Genomic DNA, 16018 nt, shown 5'->3' with positions numbered 1-16018 from the left:
TGCTCCGCAGCCGCTACCAGAAAGTAGTCAGCGCCAGGCCCATATCGATACAACGAATAAATCGTTGGCGGGGCCGGGCTGCACTGCCATAGTGCGGCGTTTTGATTTTTTGCATGGAATGAAGGACTCTGTGATGCAACCCACCACTTATCTGCAAGGCCGCAACGGCTGGGCGCGCAGCGTCTGCACCCTGGCAATGGCCGGCGCAGTGGCCAGCATGGCATTTTCTGCCCAGGCATCGAACTTCCGCTGGACCCGCTCGGCCGACCTGTCGTCCTGGGATATCCATGCGCAGAATGTAGGGGTCAACAACTCGGTGCACCGCGCGGTCTACGAAGCGCTGGTCGAGTACAACAGCCAGACCCAGAAGCCCGAGCCTTCGCTGGCCACCAAGTGGGAGCGCATCAACCCCAAGCAGCTGCGCATCACCTTGCGCGAAGGCGTGACCTTCAGCGATGGCTCGCCGCTGACGCCTGATGACGTCAAGTTCTCGCTGGAACGGGCCAAGTCCAAGAGCTCCGGCTTTGTGGTCTACACCCAGGGCATCGACCGCATCGAGGTGGTCAATGCCCGCACCTTGGATATCTTCTCCGACGTGCCCAACCCGGTGCTGGTCAACCAGCTGACCGAGCTGCGCATCATGAGCAAGCCCTGGGCAGTGCAGCACCAGTCCGAGGTGCCCAAGGACATCAAGGCCAAGGACGAAAACTATGCCCACCGCCATGCGCTGGGCACCGGCCCCTATGTGCTCGATAGCTGGTCGCAGGATTCGCGCCTGGTGCTCAAGCGCAACCCGCAGTGGTGGGGCAAGACCCAGTACCCCAGCAACATCACGCAGGCGGTGTACACGCCGATCAAGTCGGACGCCACGCGCACCGCAGCGCTGCTGTCCGGCGAGGTGGACTTCATCATCGACCCGAGCATGAATGACCTGCAGCGCATCAAGCAGGCGCCCAACCTGCAGGTGCTGGAGTCTGCGGCTGACCGCACCTTGTTCCTGGGCATGGACCAGTACCGCGACGAAATTCCGCAGTCCAGCGTCAAGGGCAAGAACCCTTTCAAGGATGTGCGCGTGCGCCAGGCGTTGTACCAGTCCATCGACATGGGCACCATCCAGCGCGTGGTGATGCGCGGCCTGGCCCAGCCCACCGGCACCTTGATCGCCCACCATGTGAATGGCTGGACCAAGCAGGCCGACCAGCGCCTGGCTTTTGATGCGGAAGGCGCCAAGAAGCTGCTGGCCCAGGCGGGCTACCCGGATGGCTTCGAGTTCGAGTTCTCCTGCCCTGCCGGCCGCTACCCCAGCGATGAGCAGCTCTGCCAGGCCATCAGCGCCCAGTGGGCCAAGGTGGGCATCAAGGCCAAGCTGCGCACCTACCCGTTTGCCACCTACTTCCCGATGATCCAGCGCTACGAAGCCAGCGTCTACCTGCTGGGCTGGTCGGTGCCCACCTTTGATGCGTACTACAGCCTGCAGGCGCTGCTGCGCTCGCCGGGCGGCAGTGGCGACGGCAACTTCAACCTGGGCCGCTTCTCCGACCCGCAGCAGGATGCGATGATCGAGCGCGTCAAGACCGAGACCGATCTGAAGCTGCGCAACCAGCTGATCGAGAAGGTGCTGCTCAACGAGCACAAGGCCATCTCGCATATTCCACTGTTCAACCTGATCACCCCCTGGGCGGCCAGCAAGAAGGTCAGCATCCCGACCCGCGCGGACAACTACATCGACTGGCGCCTGTTGAATGTGGTGAATTAAGGGGCTGGTGGTGAGGGTTGGCGCGGCTGTCTGATAATGCCGGCATGCGCCTGATGCCTCTTCGCCGCTCCTTCTTGCTCAGCTGTGCCGCTGCGGTGCTGGCGGGCTGTGCCTCCGAGCCGCCGCAGCCCGATGCAGAACCCAGCCTGGCCCATGCCAGCCTGCCGGTGCAGCTGCTGATGACCGAGGGCTTTGTGCCCGTGCACCGGGCGTTGGCCGGCCAGCTGATGATCCCCACGCAGATCCGCGCCGAACCCGGCTATGGCGCGCCGCATGTGGTGGTGCAGGAGCTGATGCAGTACCTGCAGCAGGCACGCTGTGTCGATCTGGTGCTGGCGCCGCGCCCCGTATTGCAGCTGTTGCAGGCGCATGGCCTGGTACGCCAGGGTCGCCTTTATGACGTGGTGCGCTCACCGCTGATCGCCATCGTGCAAGCCGGCCGCCCGCTGCCGGTGCTCAAAGACACCGAAGATGCCAAGCAGATGCTGGAGGCCGCCCGCAGTATCGCCTACCCCTCGGCCGATGGCAGCGACTTTATCGAGCAAAAGCTGTTTCCTGAACTGGATCTGAACGCCAAGGTGCTGCCCAAGAGCATCAAGGTGTTTGGCCCCCAGGTGGCGCAGCTGGTGGCCAGGGGCGATGCGGAGCTGGGCCTGCTGCTGCGCAGCGAGCTGCCCCGTTCTGCCGAAGTGCAAGTGGTTGGCAAGATACCGCACCCGCTCGCCTATGAGGCGGTGTACAGCGCCGGCATTGCCGGCCAGGCCTGCAGCACCGCCGGTGCCCAGTTGCTGGCCCGCTTTTACCAGCGCGAAGCGGCCATGCATGACTGGAGCGGCTCAGGCTGGGAGCCGGTGGCGGGCGTGTCGCAGCCACCTGCGCCGCCGGTCGAGCACCTCGATCCGGCCGAATACCAGCCTTAAGCGCTCTGTGCCAGCGCCGCCTGCACCGCAGGCCGTGCTGCCACGCGGGCATAGTGCGCGGCCACGCGCGGGAACTCGTTGATATCGACGCTGTCGCTCTTGAGCCAGCCGGCCATCGTGAACAGGTAGCCATCGGCCACCGTGTACTGCTCGCCCATCACCCAGGTCTTGTCGCCCAGGTAGTGCTGCTCGATCAGCGCAAAGGCATCGCGCATGTTGTGCGGCACCTTGGCCTGCATGGCCTTTTGTGCCGCCTCGTCATCGGCCCAGCGTGCTGCGCGGGGGCGGTGGGCATGGCTGATGTGCACGGTCGAGGCTAGGTAGCTGTTGAACTCCTGAAGACGGGCGAGTTGGAACGGGTCGCCCAGCGGCGCCAGTTGCTTGTCAGGGTGGGTTTGTGCCACATACAGCAGCAGCGCGGCCGTCTCGGTCAGCACGCCTTGCGGGGTGACCAGCGCGGGAACGCGGCCCTTGGGATTGATGGCCAGGTAGGCGGGTGTGCGCTGCGCGCCTTCGGCCATGTTCAGACGCTGGGCCTGGAAGGCGGCGCCCGCCTCGTGCAAGGCAATCAGCACGGCCTGGGCGCAGGTGCCGGGGGCGTAGTACAGGGTCAGGTCTTGGCTCATGGGTCTCCTTGGGGGCGGTGCTAGGTGTTGGTTGCGGGCTGTCTGCCGTATCGCCTGGGGATGCTAAACGATTTGCCGGCGCCGCGCTGCGCTCGCCGTTACCATGGGTGTCTGTACCGAAACATCCACGCCATGGCCAAAGAGAAATCCGTTTACATCTGCAGCGAATGCGGTGGCACCAGCCCGCGCTGGTTGGGCAAGTGCCCCTCCTGCAATGCCTGGAACACCTTGGTGGAGAGCGCCACCGAATCGGCGGGGGGCGGCAAGAACCGCCTGAGCCAGACCGGCCGCACCGGCTATGCCGGCCAGGCCCAGGCCGTCACGCCCCTCGCCGCCATTGAGGCCACTGAAGTGGCGCGCACCCCCAGTGGCATTGCCGAGCTGGACCGGGTGCTGGGCGGCGGCATTGTCGAAGGCGGTGTGGTGCTGATTGGTGGCGATCCGGGCATCGGCAAATCCACCTTGCTGCTGCAGGCGGTGGATGCACTGCAGCGCCAGGGGCTGCCAGCGCTCTATGTGACCGGTGAAGAGAGTGGTGCCCAGGTGGCGCTGCGCTCGCGCCGGCTGGGGCTGGACAACAGCCAGGTCGATGTGCTGAGCGAGATCCAGCTGGAGAAGATCCTGGCCACCTGTGAGAGCACGCAGCCGGCCATCGTCATCATCGACTCGATCCAGACCATGTACTCGGACCAGCTCAGCTCTGCCCCCGGCTCGGTGGCCCAGGTGCGCGAATGCGCGGCGCACCTGACCCGCATGGCCAAGAGCACCGGCATTGCAGTGGTGCTGGTGGGCCATGTGACCAAGGAAGGCGCGCTGGCCGGTCCGCGCGTGTTGGAGCACATGGTCGATACCGTTCTCTACTTTGAAGGCGACACGCACAGCAGCTTCCGCCTGGTGCGGGCCATCAAGAACCGCTTTGGCGCCGTCAACGAAATCGGCGTGTTCGCGATGACCGAAAAAGGCCTCAAGGGGGTGAGCAACCCCAGCGCCATCTTTTTGAGCCAGCACAGCGAGCCGGTGCCCGGCAGCTGCGTGCTGGTGACCTTGGAAGGCTCCCGCCCGCTGCTGGTCGAGATCCAGGCGCTGGTCGACAGCGGCGGCCCCAGCCCGCGCCGCCTGTCGGTGGGACTGGACCGCGACCGCCTGGCCATGCTGCTGGCCGTGCTCAACCGCCATGCCGGCGTGGCCTGCGCGGACCAGGACGTCTTCGTCAACGCCGTCGGCGGCGTGCGCATTGGCGAGCCTGCGGCTGACCTGGCCGTCATGCTGTCCATCACCAGCAGCCTGCGCGGCAAGGCCCTGCCCAAGGGCTTTATCACCTTTGGCGAAGTGGGCCTGGCCGGTGAAGTGCGCCCTGCCCCGCGCGGGCAGGAGCGCCTCAAGGAAGCCGCCAAGCTGGGCTTTACCGTTGCCGTCGTGCCCAAGGCCAATGCGCCCAAGAAGCCGATCGAGGGCATCACCATCCACGCGGTGGACCGGGTGGATGAGGCGATATCGCTGGTGCGTGGATTGGACTGAGCTGGCTTAAACCAGCCGTCCCTGCGGCCACAGATGCGCCGGGTCGTTGTACCCCGGCGTCGACGGGTGGCCGGGGCTGACCAGGCCGTTGACCAGGCGCTCGTCTTCCACGGTGATCTGGTAGTTCAGCGCCGGCTGGTAGTCCTGCCATTGCTTCAAGGTACGCGGACCGGCGATGACCGAGCTGATGGCGTTATGGGCCAGCACCCAGGCGGTGGCAAATTGGGCAGCGCTGATGCCTTGGCGCTCGGCGTGCTGCTGCACCTGCTGGGCGATCACGAGGGATTCGGGGCGGAACTCGGTCTGCAGGATGCGGGCATCCTGGCGGCCGGCGCGGCTGTCCTTGGGCGGCTCCATGCCGGGCTGGTACTTGCCGCTGAGCACGCCCCGCGCAATCGGGCTGAAGGGCACGACGCCGATGCCGAACTGCGCGCAGGCGGGCAGGATGTCGGTCTCGGGCATGCGGTTGAGCAGGTTGTAATAGGGCTGGCAGACGACGGGCGGCGGCAGGCCGATCTCGCGGGCGGTGTAGACCGCTTCGACGATGCGCCAGCCGCGAAAGTTGGACAGGCCCCAGTACAGAATCTTGCCGCTGTCGATCAGGTGCTTGAGCGCATATAGCGGCTCGTGCAGCTGCAGGCCGGCGCGATCGCGGTGCAGGTAGAGAATGTCGATGCGGTCGGTCTGCAGGCGGCGCAGGCTGGCCTCGACCTCGCGCAGCATCCAGGCGCGTGAGTAGTAGCCTTGGTTAGGCTGGCTGCCCATCGGGTTGCCGAGCTTGGTGGCCAGCACCCAGTCATCGCGCTGGCCCTGCAGCAGCTGGCCGACCATGCGCTCGGACTCGCCCTTGCTGTAGATGTCGGCGGTGTCGATGAAGTTGACGCCCTGGGCGCGCGCATCGGCGACGATGGCCGCCGCCTCCTGGGCATCGGTCTGGTCGGCGAACATCATCGTGCCCAGGCAGAGGGCGGAGACTTGGAGAGGGCTGGCGCCCAGCTGGCGGTACTGCATCTTGGTCCTTCGGGAATCAGGTCGAGTCCCTCGATGCTAGCGGGCCGCCGCCGGTTTGTCAGTCACGAGGCTGCGGCTTGCCCCGCCGCATCGCTGCTCAATCGAGACCGCTGTCGTCGCCTTCCTCGTCGTCGTCCTTTTCCAGCTGGCTGCGGTTTTGCAGCTGCTCGCGCATGCTGTCAGTGCCTTGCATGAACTGGTCCACCGAGGTGGTAGGGGCCAAGCGCCATTCCGGCGGCAGCATGGTGGACATGTAGAGGTTGTCGCCCAGGCGCTTTTGCGTCTGCCACTGCAGGCCCAGCTTGGCGCCGATGCCCAGCACCAGCAGGCCGCCAACGGCCAGGGCCAGGGTACGGGCCGACACCAAGGTGGCGGCGCGCAGGTGGAACCAGATGACCACGGCCAGCAAGGTGAAGGACGCCAGGCTGGCAAAGCGGCTGAGCATGGGCCAGGACATGGCAAAGCCCGTCACCGACAGCAGCACATCGAGCACGGCCATGGCGACCATGCCGACCGAGGCAATGCAGACATGGCGCCAGAAGCCGGTCACCCCGGTGAACAGCTTGCCCATCATCGACCAGCCCAGGGTCCAGACCAGCAGGCCGCCCAGCATCCACAGCAGGATGGCAGGCAGCTGGCGGGCGAGGGCACCGGTTTCGGTGGCGCCCAGCCAGGTGGTCCAGGCCGACAGCAGCACCAGCAGCACCAGGGCCATGGCCGTCAGCAGGCCTTGGGCGCGCGAGAACGGGCGCCAGCGCTGGGTGGCGGGCAAGGGCTGGGCGGTGCTGCGCAGGTTCAGCTGCACGCCTCGGCCCAGGGTCAGGCGCTGGCCGGGCTGCCAGACAAAGCGCTCGCCGGCGCTGTAGTGGCGCCGACCGTGCCAGACGCCATTGGTGCTGTCCAGCACCTCGACCTCGTATTGGCCCACATTAGGGTGGCCCGCATTGGGTTGGTGCAGGCGCACATGGCTGGGGCCAATGCTGGGGTCGGTCAGCACCAGGTCATTGGTGGCGGCGCGGCCGATGGTGCAGGGCCAGGCATACACCGGCAGGGCCATGGCCAGGCGGTGGCCGCGCTCGACCAGCTCCAGCACCGCGCCCTCGGGCTCTTGCGCAGAGGTGGATGGCTGGACGCTGGCGTCTTCGTGTTCGGGGGCGATGTCGGTCAATTCAGGGTATTCGTGCTGGCTCATTGGGCGGCCTCGCTGGAGAAGCCTTGCAGGTACTGGCGGGCCAGGCGCTGGGCATTGTCAAAACTCACGGCACTGACGTTGAGGCGGCCAAGCACGCCTTGGCGCGGCTGGTCCACCGAGACGGCCAGCACGGTCAGGTCATACAGGCCACTGAACTTGCGGTAGGCGGCCATGCAGACGACGGCGCGTAGCGGCAGCTTGGCGTCGCCGGCGACAAAATCTTCGCGGCATTCATAGCCGGTGCGAACGCGGTTACCGCGCTTGCGCATGGGCTCATTAGCAAAACTGCTGCCATAGGTATGGGCAAACTGCCAGGGGCTCAGGCGGGGCGCGTCATAGGCTTCGTAGCGCATGCCCAGGCCGCCGACATCGCCGTCGCCGGTGAAGACTTCGCTGTCGATGCGGCACTGGCTGCGCTCAAAATCAAACAGCGATTCGCTGCGCCGCTCACGGCCATCGCCCCAGCAGCGCGCCAGGGTTTCGGATGGCACCGGCACGCGGTAGGGGCCGTAGCGCTCGCTGCGGCTGCTGCCGCTCAGCACCCGGTCGACCAGGTCCTTCTGGTGGGCCATCAGCTGGCGCGTGACCTCGGCATGCATGGCGCCCTTGAACGGGGCGGCCTCGCGGCCATGGGCGAGCAGCTGCTCGACAAACTCCACCGGCACCAGAAAGCTCAGCTGCTCGGCGCCCAGCTGCTTGGCCACATTGACGCCGACCACGCGGCCCTGGGTGTCGATGGCCGGGCCACCGCTCATGCCCGGGTTCAAGGTGCCGCCAAAGAAGATGCGCGGGTAGAAGCTGCGCTGTACCAGGCCGTTGTAGGTGCCCTCGGTGATCGCAAAGCCCACATCCAGCGGGTTGCCCAGCGAGAAGATGCGTTCGCCGCCGCTCAGTGGCCGGCTGCTGGGGCGCAGTGGCAGTGCGCTGTAGTGCTGCTCAGGGCTGACCTCTGCGCCTTCCTTGGCGGGGGCCACACGCAGCAGTGCCAGGTCATGCAGCACATCGATGGCGAGCAACTGCACGGGCGCCTCCTGGCCGCTGACCGATACCAGCACCGCACGGTGGCGTTCGGGCTCCAGCGCCAGCTGGCTGATCACATGGTAGTTGGTGATCAGCAGGCCGTCTTCAGAGACAAAAAAGCCCGAGCCGGTGCTGCTTTGGGTATTGGTCTGGCGGCGCAAGGTGCGGATCTGCACCAGCTTGTCGCGGGCGGCCATATAAGCTTGCTGCGCGTCGGGGGAGGGAGGTGGGGCTTCGGCCGCCGCTGCGGGTTGGCTGGCGGCGGCAGGCGTACCGGGTGCTGTTGGCGCTGAGGGTGACAGGGATGGCGCTGTGGACGCGGGCACGGCGGCCTCCGCTGCCAGCGGGTTGGCCGTCTGTACCAACGGCGCCTGGGCCATGGCGGGCGCTGCCAGCAGGGCGGCCAGCGCAAGCGCCAGGCCGTTGCGCCACAAAGGGGAAGATGTGCAATGGGTCATGGTGTTGGGGTTCGCGCGCTGCATGCCAGCGGGCTCGCTCGCAGGCACGGCAGGGCGTTGGGCTCAGGGGCTGACGGCCAGGGCTGGATACCGGGCAAGCTCAAATGCTATCAAAATTAAAGCGCTGTTGTGTGAAGGGATCCGGTATCTGTGCAAGTGTTCGTAGGCATCAGGCAACGCCACGGCGCAGCACCTCGGTGAGCAGGTTGCGCAGCCCGCCCCAGGCCACCTGGATGCCCAGGCACATGAGGATGAAGGCCGAGAAGTTCAGGAAGATCATGACGCCGCTCTTACCCAGCGGTTTGAGTATCCGGTCGGCATAGCGGTAGCAGATGAGCACCGTGCTGCCCGCGACCAGACAGCCAACGACGGCGCCGAGCAGGTTGGCGGCAACGACGGCGGCCGACTCACTGTCCAGGAGTGCCACGCTGACCGTGATGGTCGCAGCCAGCGTGCCCGGTCCAAAGGACAGCGGAAAGGTCAGCGGGTAGAAGGTGAGCAGACGGGCGGATTCTGGCGATAGGGCCGGGGTGGCCTTTTCTTGGAGCTCCTCATTGGGTTTCGCATTGATCATGTTCCATCCGATCACCGCCAGCAACAGGCCGCCGCCCAGTCGCACAGTATCGATGGACAGCGAAAACAGGTTCAGGATGATGGCGCCAAAAAGCATGAAAAAGACCATCAGCGCGCTGGTTTGAAGGGCGATACGGGTGGCCATGCTGCGCCGCAGCTCTTTGCTGGCACCTTCGGTCAGTGCCAGAAAGAAGACCGAGATCCCGATGGGGCTCAGCGCCGGCACCACGGTAGCCACCAGCAGCCAAAAGCTTTGGTGGGACGCGCTCAGATAAGTGTCAAAATTCATTGGAAAATGCCTTTTGATAGTTAATCTATGGCCCGATGGTGCCACTCTAAGCGAAGTCGCACCAGTGGGCAACCGGCCAATATCGTTACAGCGTATGTGTAGGTTACTGTCCAGGCTCCGGCCAATTGGCCCCTGGCGACAAGGGCAAGTCCGCAGGCAGTGGACAATAGCGCGATGAACTGGAGAAACATACTGATCCCCATTGGCTTGCTGGTGCTGCTGGGGGCTGCTTACCAAAATTACAAGTGGATGGGTGTGCTCGCCGTCAGCGGTGGCATTGTGCTGTGGCTCATGCTGCACTTCACCCGTCTGATGACCATCATGAAGCGGGCCTCCGAGCGGCCTTTGGGCTATGTCGCCAGTGCGGTGATGCTCAATGCCAAGCTCAAAGCCAATGTGCCGCTGGTGCATGTGGTGGCGATGACGCGCTCTCTGGGCCTGCGCCAATCCCAGGCTCTGGAACAGCCCGAGGTGTTTGTGTGGCGCGACAACACCGACTCCAGCGTGACCTGCGAGTTTGTGCATGGCCGTCTTCAGAAGTGGACGCTGCAGCGCCCCACCGAAGCGGCGGATGCCGTGGATGGGCCCGCCCACCCGCAGTCCTGAAGGGCAGGCTACTTGTAACAACGGCGACCGCCCGCCACCTCGCGCAAGGCTTTTAGGTGGGTTTGGCGGTCAATTCTTACGCGCGCGCTGCGCATCTTCTGCCAAGTCGGGCGCCGTCCACGTAAAATCACTGCCCAGCATGGGAGCCCATTGGGGCTGGTCCCCACCATTGCCCATGCTTAAAGAATCATCGATAGCCGGTTCGCGACAGGGGTGCGAGGCCGGTCCAGGAAAGTTGAAAACCATGACCCAGGCAGTTGTTGAGTTGCTGGCCAAAGACCTGAACGCCCAGGGTGGCGTGTTTTGCCCCAATCCCAAGGCGGACATGAAATTGTGGAGCGGCCACCCGCGCGTCTTTTTGGACGTGGGCCACAGCGGTGAAGCCAAGTGCCCCTATTGCGGCACGGTGTACCGGCTCAAAGCGGGCGAAACCTTCCACGGTGGCCATTGAGTGACTGATTCCCCATTGGGCGGCGCTGCAGCTTCGCGCAGGCTGACGCTGACCATTGGCATCCTCACGCTCAACGAAGAAGACAATATCGAGGCCTGCTTGCGCAGTGCCTCGTTTGCCGACCAGGTTGTGGTGGTGGACAGTGGCAGTGTGGACCGTACCACCGCCATTGCCTGTAGCCTTGGTGCCCAGGTGTTTCGCTACGAAGACTGGCAGGGCTTCGCGTTGCAGCGCAACCGCTTGCTCGCCCACGCCAAGGGTGACTATGTGTTCTTCCTCGATGCCGATGAGACCATCTCTCCCGCGTTCCGCGAGGAGCTGGAAGCCATCGTCCAGTCGGGCGAGGAGGCCATCTGGATGGTGCGCTGGCGCATGGTCGCTTTCGGCAAGGAGCTGAAATACCTGCGTTCCACCGCCAAGGTGGAGAGGCTGTTCTGGCGGGGTTTGCTGCGGGAATACACCGGCGTGGTGCATGAAGAGGCGCAACTGAGCCGTGCCAATGTGACGCGCCATTTGATGCGCACACCGCTGCTGCACCACTCACGCAGCACCGTGCATACCAGCCTGGAAAAGCTGACCCAATACGCGATGCTGGGCGCAGCCAAGCGCGCCGAAGAGGGGGTGCGCGGCGGCATTCTGCGCGGCCTGGCCTCGTCGATTGCCATGTTTGTGCGTCTTTACTTTTTCCATTTCGGCATTCTCTGCGGGGGTGCGGGTTTTCTGTACTGCGTGTTCGTCGCGCTGGAGAGCTTCTTCCGTTACGTCGCGCTGGCCTATGACCGCCCCTATCTGAGCGGAGACGTGCGGCGATGAGCCTGGCTGCGGCGGCGCCCGTTGCGCCATCGCCCGCAATGCGGGCCAGCCAGCTGGCGGCGTTTCTGGTGCCCGGTGTGGCACTGACCTTGCCCTCTGGTTACTCTTTTGGTGCCGCCGTGCTGGCGCTGGCCAGCCTGATTTTTGTGCGCCAGTGGTGGGGCCGCAGCTGGGACCGCCGGGCGCTGGGCTGGGCGCTGATGCTCGCCGTCATGGCCGTCATGTGGACCATGAGCTTCGACGACTGGCATATGCGCTCGCGCAGCGACCAGTTCATCAAATACGCATTCGCCATCACCGGACTGGGCTTTTTGCAGACTTGTGCGCCCCGGGTGCGCCCGCTGGGCTGGGGCATGCTGGCGGGCGCCTTGGGCGCTGGCCTGGTCGCCGTCTACCAGATGGGCTGGACCGATGCCCACCGTGCCAACGGCTTTACCAATGCGATCCAGTTCAGCGGCATTGCGCTGGTGCTGGCGCTGGCCTGCTGCTTTGGCGTGCTGCTGCTGTGGCGCTCGCTGGCGGCCTGGCAGCGCGCCTTGGGCCTCGTCTGCAGTCTGTTCGGCCTGCTGGCCGTCATCCTCTCGGACACGCGTGGCAGCTGGATCGTGCTGCCCTTTGTCTTGCTGATTGGCGCTGTGCTGCTGTGGCGCTGTGGTCTGCGCAAGCCGGTGGGCATGGGCTTGCTGGCCGCCGTGATTGGCATCGGCGGTCTGGTGTCGTTCAAAGGCGGTGAGATGGCCCAGCGCTACCACACGGCCGTGCATGAGGTGCAAAGCTACGAGGTGCAAGACCGCCATGCAGCTGAAACCTCGGTAGGCCAGCGCCTGGCCCATTGGCACCTGGCCTGGCATATGGGGCTGGACAAGCCGCTGACCGGCTGGGGCCTCCAAGGCTATATCGCAGAAAAAGCCCGCCGCGTGGAGGCGGGCGAGGCCAGCGCCTCGGTGCTGCCCTATGACCATGCGCACAACGAGCTGCTCGACATGTTTGCCAAGCGCGGCCTGGTGGGGGTGGCCCTGCTGCTGGCCTTTTATGCCGTGCCGCTGCTGATCTTCTGGCCCACCCGCAAGCGCATGGCGCAGTGCCCCGGCGCCCCTATGGACCGCCAAATCCTGTACCTGCGCATGCTGGGCATCATGGTGCCGCTGTGCTACATGGGTTTTGGCCTGACCCAGGTGTTTTTTGCCCACAACAGCGGGCACCTGTTCTACGTCTACCTGCTGGTGCTGCTGCTGGGTGCACTGATTGGACGTGAGCGCGCACTGCTGGCCTTGCACGCGACACGCTGAGTCCGGTAATTCGCCAGGCTGGCCGCCCGTCAGCCTTGGCGGCTGTGCCACTCGCGGGCCAGCAGCGCATAGATGTACTCATCGCCCCACTGGCCGTTGAACTGGTCGTTCTCGATCAGGTGCGCCTCACGCCGCATGCCCAGGCGCTCGACAACGCCCACCGATCTCTGGTTGGCGGCATCGAGCCGCGCAAAGATGCGGTGAAAGCCCAGCGCGCCAAATCCCTGCCCCAAGGTCAGCGCCACCGCTTCGGTGGCGTAACCGTGTCCGGCATGGGCTGGATCGAAGATATAGCCTACCTCCGCCTGGCGCGCAGCGGCGCTGGCCAGTTTGAGCAAGGTCTCTCCCAAAAGACAGCCATCGCTGCTGCGCACGACGGCAAAGCGCCGGGTGTCGCCATCCTGCGCCAGGCGCTGGGGCAGTGCGTCGCGCTCAAACTGGGCTTGGAGTAGCGCAGTGTCCTGCGGTGCCTCGGCATACAGGTAGCGGTAGACAGCAGGCTGGCGGTGGTAGTGGGCGTAGGCCTCGAAATCGCTGGGTTCAAAGGCGCGTAGCTGAAGGCGGGGGGCGGGGCTTGGATTCAACATGCGGTGTGTGACCTTCTGCTCAGGCCACCTGGCGGGCCGCAAAGCGCGCTGCCGGCTCGATCAGCTGCGCCTGCGCTGCCACCAGCGGCAGATCACGGGAGCCCGCCTGCGTGCCCTGGACCAGCGAATACAAGGTATCCGTCGCCAGCTCCAGCGCCTGTGGCAACGCGCGGCCATCCACCAGCCGGCCCAGCAAGGTAGCGGCAAACACGTCGCCCATGCCATTGGGCAAGGGGTGCAGGTCGATACGCGGCGTGGTCACCAGCCAGGCGCCTTGCCCGTTGACGGCCAGGGTGCCCAGCTGGTCGGCAGCGATGTCGGGTGTGGCCAGGCTGGTGATGACGATGGTGTCCGGCCCCCGGCCACGCATCTGACGCGCAACGGCCACCGCTTCTTCGGTGCTGGCCAGCTTGGTGCCGCTCAGCAGCTCGAACTCGAACTGGTTGGGCGTGATGATGTTGGCGAAAGGGATGGCCTGGTCGCGCAGAAAATCGGGGATCGCGGGGTTGACGAAGAGCCCCCGGCCCACATCGCCCATCACCGGATCGCAGAGGTAGCGCAGCTGCGGGTTGGCCTGGCGGATGTCATTGACCGCATCGAGAATGGCTGCGCCGGTATCGGCATTGCCCAGGTAGCCCGAAAGCACGGCGCCCACTTTCTGCAGCGCGCCGCGCTCGCGCAGGCCCGCGAGGATGTCGCGGATGTGTTCGGCACTCAGGATCTGGCCCCGGAACTGCCCGTAGCCCGTGTGGTTGCTGAACAGCACCGTATGCACCTGCAGCACATCGAAGCCCAGGCGCTGCAGCGCAAACACCGCCGCCGAGTTGCCGACATAGCCCCAGGCTACATGGGATTGGATGGACAGAATGACGGGGCGGGAGGCTTGCGCAGGGGCAGAGGGTGCAACAGTGTTCACGGTAGGCAGTCTTTGCAGACCCGGACCAGGCTGCCGGGCATTGGCTGCTATTGTGCGCCCGCTGCCTGCCACTCTTGCTTGAGCTTTTGCAATAGTTGCGCAGCGGGCAGGGCTCTGGCCTGGGCCACGCCCTGGCCGGCCCACAGCGACAGGTACTGCGCATCGCCCGCCGCGCCGGCGAGCTTGCGCAGTGCGCCGGTCAGCGCGTTTTGCACCGGGTAGGGCGGGATGGCGGCCTCATCGGCTTCGAGCGCATCGATCATCGCATTGCGGATGCCGCGCGCGGGCCGGCCCGAGATGGTGCGGGTAGTAACCGTGTCGGTAGCTTGGGCAGCCGCCAGCGCAGCGCGGTAGGCCGCGTTGATGGCCGATTCCGGGCAGACCAGAAAGGCCGTGCCCATCTGCACCGCCTGCGCCCCCAGCGCCTGTGCGGCGGCGATGCCTGCGCCATCCATGATGCCGCCGGCCGCAATCACCGGTACCTGCAGCTGCCGCACGCAGTCGCGCACCAGCGGCAAGGTGGAGACCATCGACGAGGCGTAGTCCGCCAAGAAGGTGCCCCGGTGGCCACCGGCCTCGCTCCCGCTGGCGATGACCGCATCGGCCCCCACCGCCTGCCAGGCCAGCGCCTCGGCCACCGTAGTGGCCGTGCCCCAGACCTGGCTGCCTGCTGCCTGCAGGCGCTGCACCTGGGCGGCGCTGAGGATGCCGAAGGTAAAGCTGGCCACCGCCGGGCGGCAGGCGGCCAGGGCATCGAGCTGTTGCGCAAAATCTTCGCACCACTGGCTGGGTACGGCTGGCTCAGCGCCAAAGCGGGCATACAGCGGGGCCAGGCGTTGCAAGGCCTGCTGCACGGTGGTGGCATCGGGTGCAGGGGTGGCCTGCACAAACAGGTTCATGGCGAAGGGCCGGTCGGTCTGCGCGCGCACTGCGGCAGCGGCCTCGGCCATCGCCTGGGGCGAGCGCATGCCGCAGCCCAGCGAGCCCAGGCCGCCGCCAGCGCTGACGGCAGCGGCCAGCGCCGGGCTGTCCGCGCCTGTCATCGGGCCTTGCACCACGGGCAGCTGCAGGCCCAGTTCATGTGTCAGGTTGCGGGTCATACGGTCTCCATCGCTGCGTTTAAAGGGGTGGGGGCGGCCGCCTGCAGGACCGCCAGCAATTGCTGCACGGCCGGTGTGGCATAGCCCTGGCGGGTGACAAACATCGTGGTGCAGGTGCCCAAGGGCTGGCTGTGTACGGGCACCGGGTTGCGCTGCAGGTCGACCACGGTCTGGGGCACGACAGCCACGGCACTGCCTGCAGCCACCGCCGCGATGATCGCGTGGTAGGACGAGAGCTGCAGCACGCGCGTGGGAACCGGGCCATGGGCCTGCGCCATCCATTGCTCGCCAATGCGGCGGTAGGTGCAGCCATCGCTGAAACCGGCCAGGGTGCGGGGCAGCTCTCCCTCCAGGGTTTGGGCGGGGCGCAGCAGCTGCAGCGATTCTTCGTACAGCGGCACCAGGTCCAGCGGCAGCGGCGCATCCACATCCGGCGGCGGCCAGGCGACCAGCGCGGCATCGAGCTGGTGGTCCAGCACCTGCTCCATGAGCTGCAGCGATGCGGCCGTGGACAGCTCCAGCTGCACCTGCGGGTGCGTGCGGTGGAACGTGGCCAGCGGCAGCGGCAGGCGCGCGGCGGCCGTGCTCTCCATCGAGCCCAGGCGCAGCCGGCCGCTGGGGTGCTGGCCGCGCAGGCTCTGCGTGGCCTCTTCGGCCAGGGTCAGCAACTGGTCGGCATAGCGCTGCAGCTGCTGTCCCTCGGGTGTCAGCACCATGCGCCGGGCTTCGCGTACAAAAAGTGCTACGCCCAGCGACTCCTCCAGCTGCTGGATGCGGGTGGTGATATTGGACTGGGCGCGGCCCAGCTGCTGCGCAGCACGGGTGATGCTGCCGCTGGCAATCACCTGCTGAAAGATGGCAAGGGTGGCGAGATCCAACACGGTTTGTATCTA

At 65.8% G+C, this 16018-nt stretch carries 16 protein-coding genes; 7 read left to right on the top strand and 9 right to left on the bottom strand.

Features of this window, described 5'->3' with window-relative positions; all coding sequences use genetic code 11:
* Window positions 1-133 precede the first annotated feature (133 nt).
* Window positions 134-1756, top strand: coding sequence for an ABC transporter substrate-binding protein (locus LPW39_RS08465; RefSeq protein ID WP_407928815.1), 1623 nt, complete (start codon window positions 134-136; stop codon window positions 1754-1756).
* A 53-nt stretch (window positions 1757-1809) separates the two neighbouring features.
* Window positions 1810-2676 carry a substrate-binding domain-containing protein gene (locus LPW39_RS08460; protein ID WP_230773467.1) on the top strand — a complete coding sequence of 289 codons (867 nt, stop codon included), beginning with the start codon at window positions 1810-1812 and terminating at the stop codon, window positions 2674-2676.
* Here the strand turns inward: LPW39_RS08460 and LPW39_RS08455 are convergent.
* On the bottom strand, window positions 2673-3302 hold the full coding sequence (locus LPW39_RS08455; RefSeq protein WP_230773465.1) for a glutathione S-transferase family protein: 630 nt from the start codon (window positions 3300-3302) through the stop codon (window positions 2673-2675). The two genes, LPW39_RS08460 and LPW39_RS08455, sit on opposite strands and share 4 nt — an antisense overlap.
* 132 nt (window positions 3303-3434) lie before the next feature.
* Between LPW39_RS08455 and radA the strand changes: the two genes are divergently transcribed.
* Window positions 3435-4820: a DNA repair protein RadA gene (radA, locus tag LPW39_RS08450; RefSeq protein ID WP_230773463.1), complete on the top strand. Its 1386-nt coding sequence runs from the start codon at window positions 3435-3437 to the stop codon at window positions 4818-4820.
* Between the two features lie 6 nt (window positions 4821-4826).
* On the opposite strand, the gene LPW39_RS08445 is transcribed toward radA, so the two are convergent.
* From LPW39_RS08445 to LPW39_RS08430, 4 genes are all read right to left on the bottom strand, one after another.
* On the bottom strand, window positions 4827-5831 hold the full coding sequence (locus tag LPW39_RS08445) for an aldo/keto reductase (protein ID WP_230773458.1): 1005 nt from the start codon (window positions 5829-5831) through the stop codon (window positions 4827-4829).
* A 97-nt stretch (window positions 5832-5928) separates the two neighbouring features.
* Complete coding sequence (locus LPW39_RS08440; protein WP_230773455.1) at window positions 5929-7023, bottom strand: FHA domain-containing protein; 1095 nt, start codon at window positions 7021-7023, stop codon at window positions 5929-5931.
* Window positions 7020-8501 (bottom strand): S1C family serine protease, encoded by a 1482-nt coding sequence (locus LPW39_RS08435; RefSeq protein ID WP_230773452.1) that lies wholly within the window; start codon window positions 8499-8501, stop codon window positions 7020-7022. Before LPW39_RS08435 ends, LPW39_RS08440 begins: the two co-directional genes overlap by 4 nt.
* A gap of 169 nt (window positions 8502-8670) precedes the next feature.
* Window positions 8671-9363 carry a MarC family protein gene (locus tag LPW39_RS08430; RefSeq protein WP_230773451.1) on the bottom strand — a complete coding sequence of 231 codons (693 nt, stop codon included), beginning with the start codon at window positions 9361-9363 and terminating at the stop codon, window positions 8671-8673.
* Window positions 9364-9537: 174 nt separating this feature from the next.
* Here LPW39_RS08430 and LPW39_RS08425 point away from each other — a divergent pair, with 174 nt between their 5' ends.
* The 4 genes from LPW39_RS08425 (at window position 9538) to LPW39_RS08410 (ending at window position 12522) form a co-directional block, all read left to right on the top strand.
* Window positions 9538-9969, top strand: coding sequence for a glycerate kinase (locus LPW39_RS08425; protein WP_230773449.1), 432 nt, complete (start codon window positions 9538-9540; stop codon window positions 9967-9969).
* A 244-nt stretch (window positions 9970-10213) separates the two neighbouring features.
* A complete protein-coding gene (locus tag LPW39_RS08420; protein ID WP_021028650.1) occupies window positions 10214-10420 on the top strand; it encodes a zinc-finger domain-containing protein in 207 nt (68 codons plus the stop codon).
* On the top strand, window positions 10421-11233 hold the full coding sequence (locus tag LPW39_RS08415) for a glycosyltransferase family 2 protein (RefSeq protein WP_230773448.1): 813 nt from the start codon (window positions 10421-10423) through the stop codon (window positions 11231-11233). It abuts the gene before it with no gap.
* Window positions 11230-12522, top strand: a complete 1293-nt coding sequence (locus tag LPW39_RS08410; protein WP_230773447.1) for an O-antigen ligase family protein — start codon at window positions 11230-11232, stop codon at window positions 12520-12522. Before LPW39_RS08415 ends, LPW39_RS08410 begins: the two co-directional genes overlap by 4 nt.
* 29 nt (window positions 12523-12551) lie before the next feature.
* Here the strand turns inward: LPW39_RS08410 and LPW39_RS08405 are convergent, their stop codons facing one another.
* Genes LPW39_RS08405 through LPW39_RS08390 form a run of 4 tightly spaced genes read right to left on the bottom strand, consistent with a single transcriptional unit; the run spans window position 12552 to window position 16006 of the window.
* Window positions 12552-13109, bottom strand: a complete 558-nt coding sequence (locus LPW39_RS08405; protein ID WP_230773446.1) for a GNAT family N-acetyltransferase — start codon at window positions 13107-13109, stop codon at window positions 12552-12554.
* Between the two features lie 19 nt (window positions 13110-13128).
* The gene (gene pdxY / locus LPW39_RS08400; RefSeq protein WP_330166597.1) at window positions 13129-14025 is read right to left on the bottom strand and encodes a pyridoxal kinase PdxY; all 897 of its coding nucleotides are present in this window, start codon (window positions 14023-14025) and stop codon (window positions 13129-13131) included.
* A 47-nt stretch (window positions 14026-14072) separates the two neighbouring features.
* On the bottom strand, window positions 14073-15125 hold the full coding sequence (locus LPW39_RS08395) for an NAD(P)H-dependent flavin oxidoreductase (RefSeq protein ID WP_230773445.1): 1053 nt from the start codon (window positions 15123-15125) through the stop codon (window positions 14073-14075).
* Window positions 15122-16006 carry a LysR family transcriptional regulator gene (locus LPW39_RS08390; RefSeq protein ID WP_330166596.1) on the bottom strand — a complete coding sequence of 295 codons (885 nt, stop codon included), beginning with the start codon at window positions 16004-16006 and terminating at the stop codon, window positions 15122-15124. Before LPW39_RS08390 ends, LPW39_RS08395 begins: the two co-directional genes overlap by 4 nt.
* Between the last annotated feature and the right edge of the window lie 12 nt (window positions 16007-16018).

The sequence above is a fragment of the Comamonas koreensis genome, assembly GCF_021026195.1.
Classification (GTDB): domain Bacteria; phylum Pseudomonadota; class Gammaproteobacteria; order Burkholderiales; family Burkholderiaceae_C; genus Comamonas; species Comamonas koreensis.
Note: the sequence above shows the minus strand (reverse complement) of the source record. Positions and strands in the feature narration are given on the sequence as shown.

Bases quoted from the DNA above. Each gene is read 5' to 3' on its own strand.
- LPW39_RS08465 (WP_407928815.1), top strand. From the start codon at position 134: ATGCAACCCACCACTTATCTGCAAGGCCGCAACGGCTGGGCGCGCAGC.
- LPW39_RS08460 (WP_230773467.1), top strand. From the start codon at position 1,810: ATGCCTCTTCGCCGCTCCTTCTTGCTCAGCTGTGCCGCTGCGGTGCTG.
- LPW39_RS08455 (WP_230773465.1), bottom strand. From the start codon at position 3,302: ATGAGCCAAGACCTGACCCTGTACTACGCCCCCGGCACCTGCGCCCAG.
- radA (WP_230773463.1), top strand. From the start codon at position 3,435: ATGGCCAAAGAGAAATCCGTTTACATCTGCAGCGAATGCGGTGGCACC.
- LPW39_RS08445 (WP_230773458.1), bottom strand. From the start codon at position 5,831: ATGCAGTACCGCCAGCTGGGCGCCAGCCCTCTCCAAGTCTCCGCCCTC.
- LPW39_RS08440 (WP_230773455.1), bottom strand. From the start codon at position 7,023: ATGAGCCAGCACGAATACCCTGAATTGACCGACATCGCCCCCGAACAC.
- LPW39_RS08435 (WP_230773452.1), bottom strand. From the start codon at position 8,501: ATGACCCATTGCACATCTTCCCCTTTGTGGCGCAACGGCCTGGCGCTT.
- LPW39_RS08430 (WP_230773451.1), bottom strand. From the start codon at position 9,363: ATGAATTTTGACACTTATCTGAGCGCGTCCCACCAAAGCTTTTGGCTG.
- LPW39_RS08425 (WP_230773449.1), top strand. From the start codon at position 9,538: ATGAACTGGAGAAACATACTGATCCCCATTGGCTTGCTGGTGCTGCTG.
- LPW39_RS08420 (WP_021028650.1), top strand. From the start codon at position 10,214: ATGACCCAGGCAGTTGTTGAGTTGCTGGCCAAAGACCTGAACGCCCAG.
- LPW39_RS08410 (WP_230773447.1), top strand. From the start codon at position 11,230: ATGAGCCTGGCTGCGGCGGCGCCCGTTGCGCCATCGCCCGCAATGCGG.
- LPW39_RS08405 (WP_230773446.1), bottom strand. From the start codon at position 13,109: ATGTTGAATCCAAGCCCCGCCCCCCGCCTTCAGCTACGCGCCTTTGAA.
- LPW39_RS08395 (WP_230773445.1), bottom strand. From the start codon at position 15,125: ATGACCCGCAACCTGACACATGAACTGGGCCTGCAGCTGCCCGTGGTG.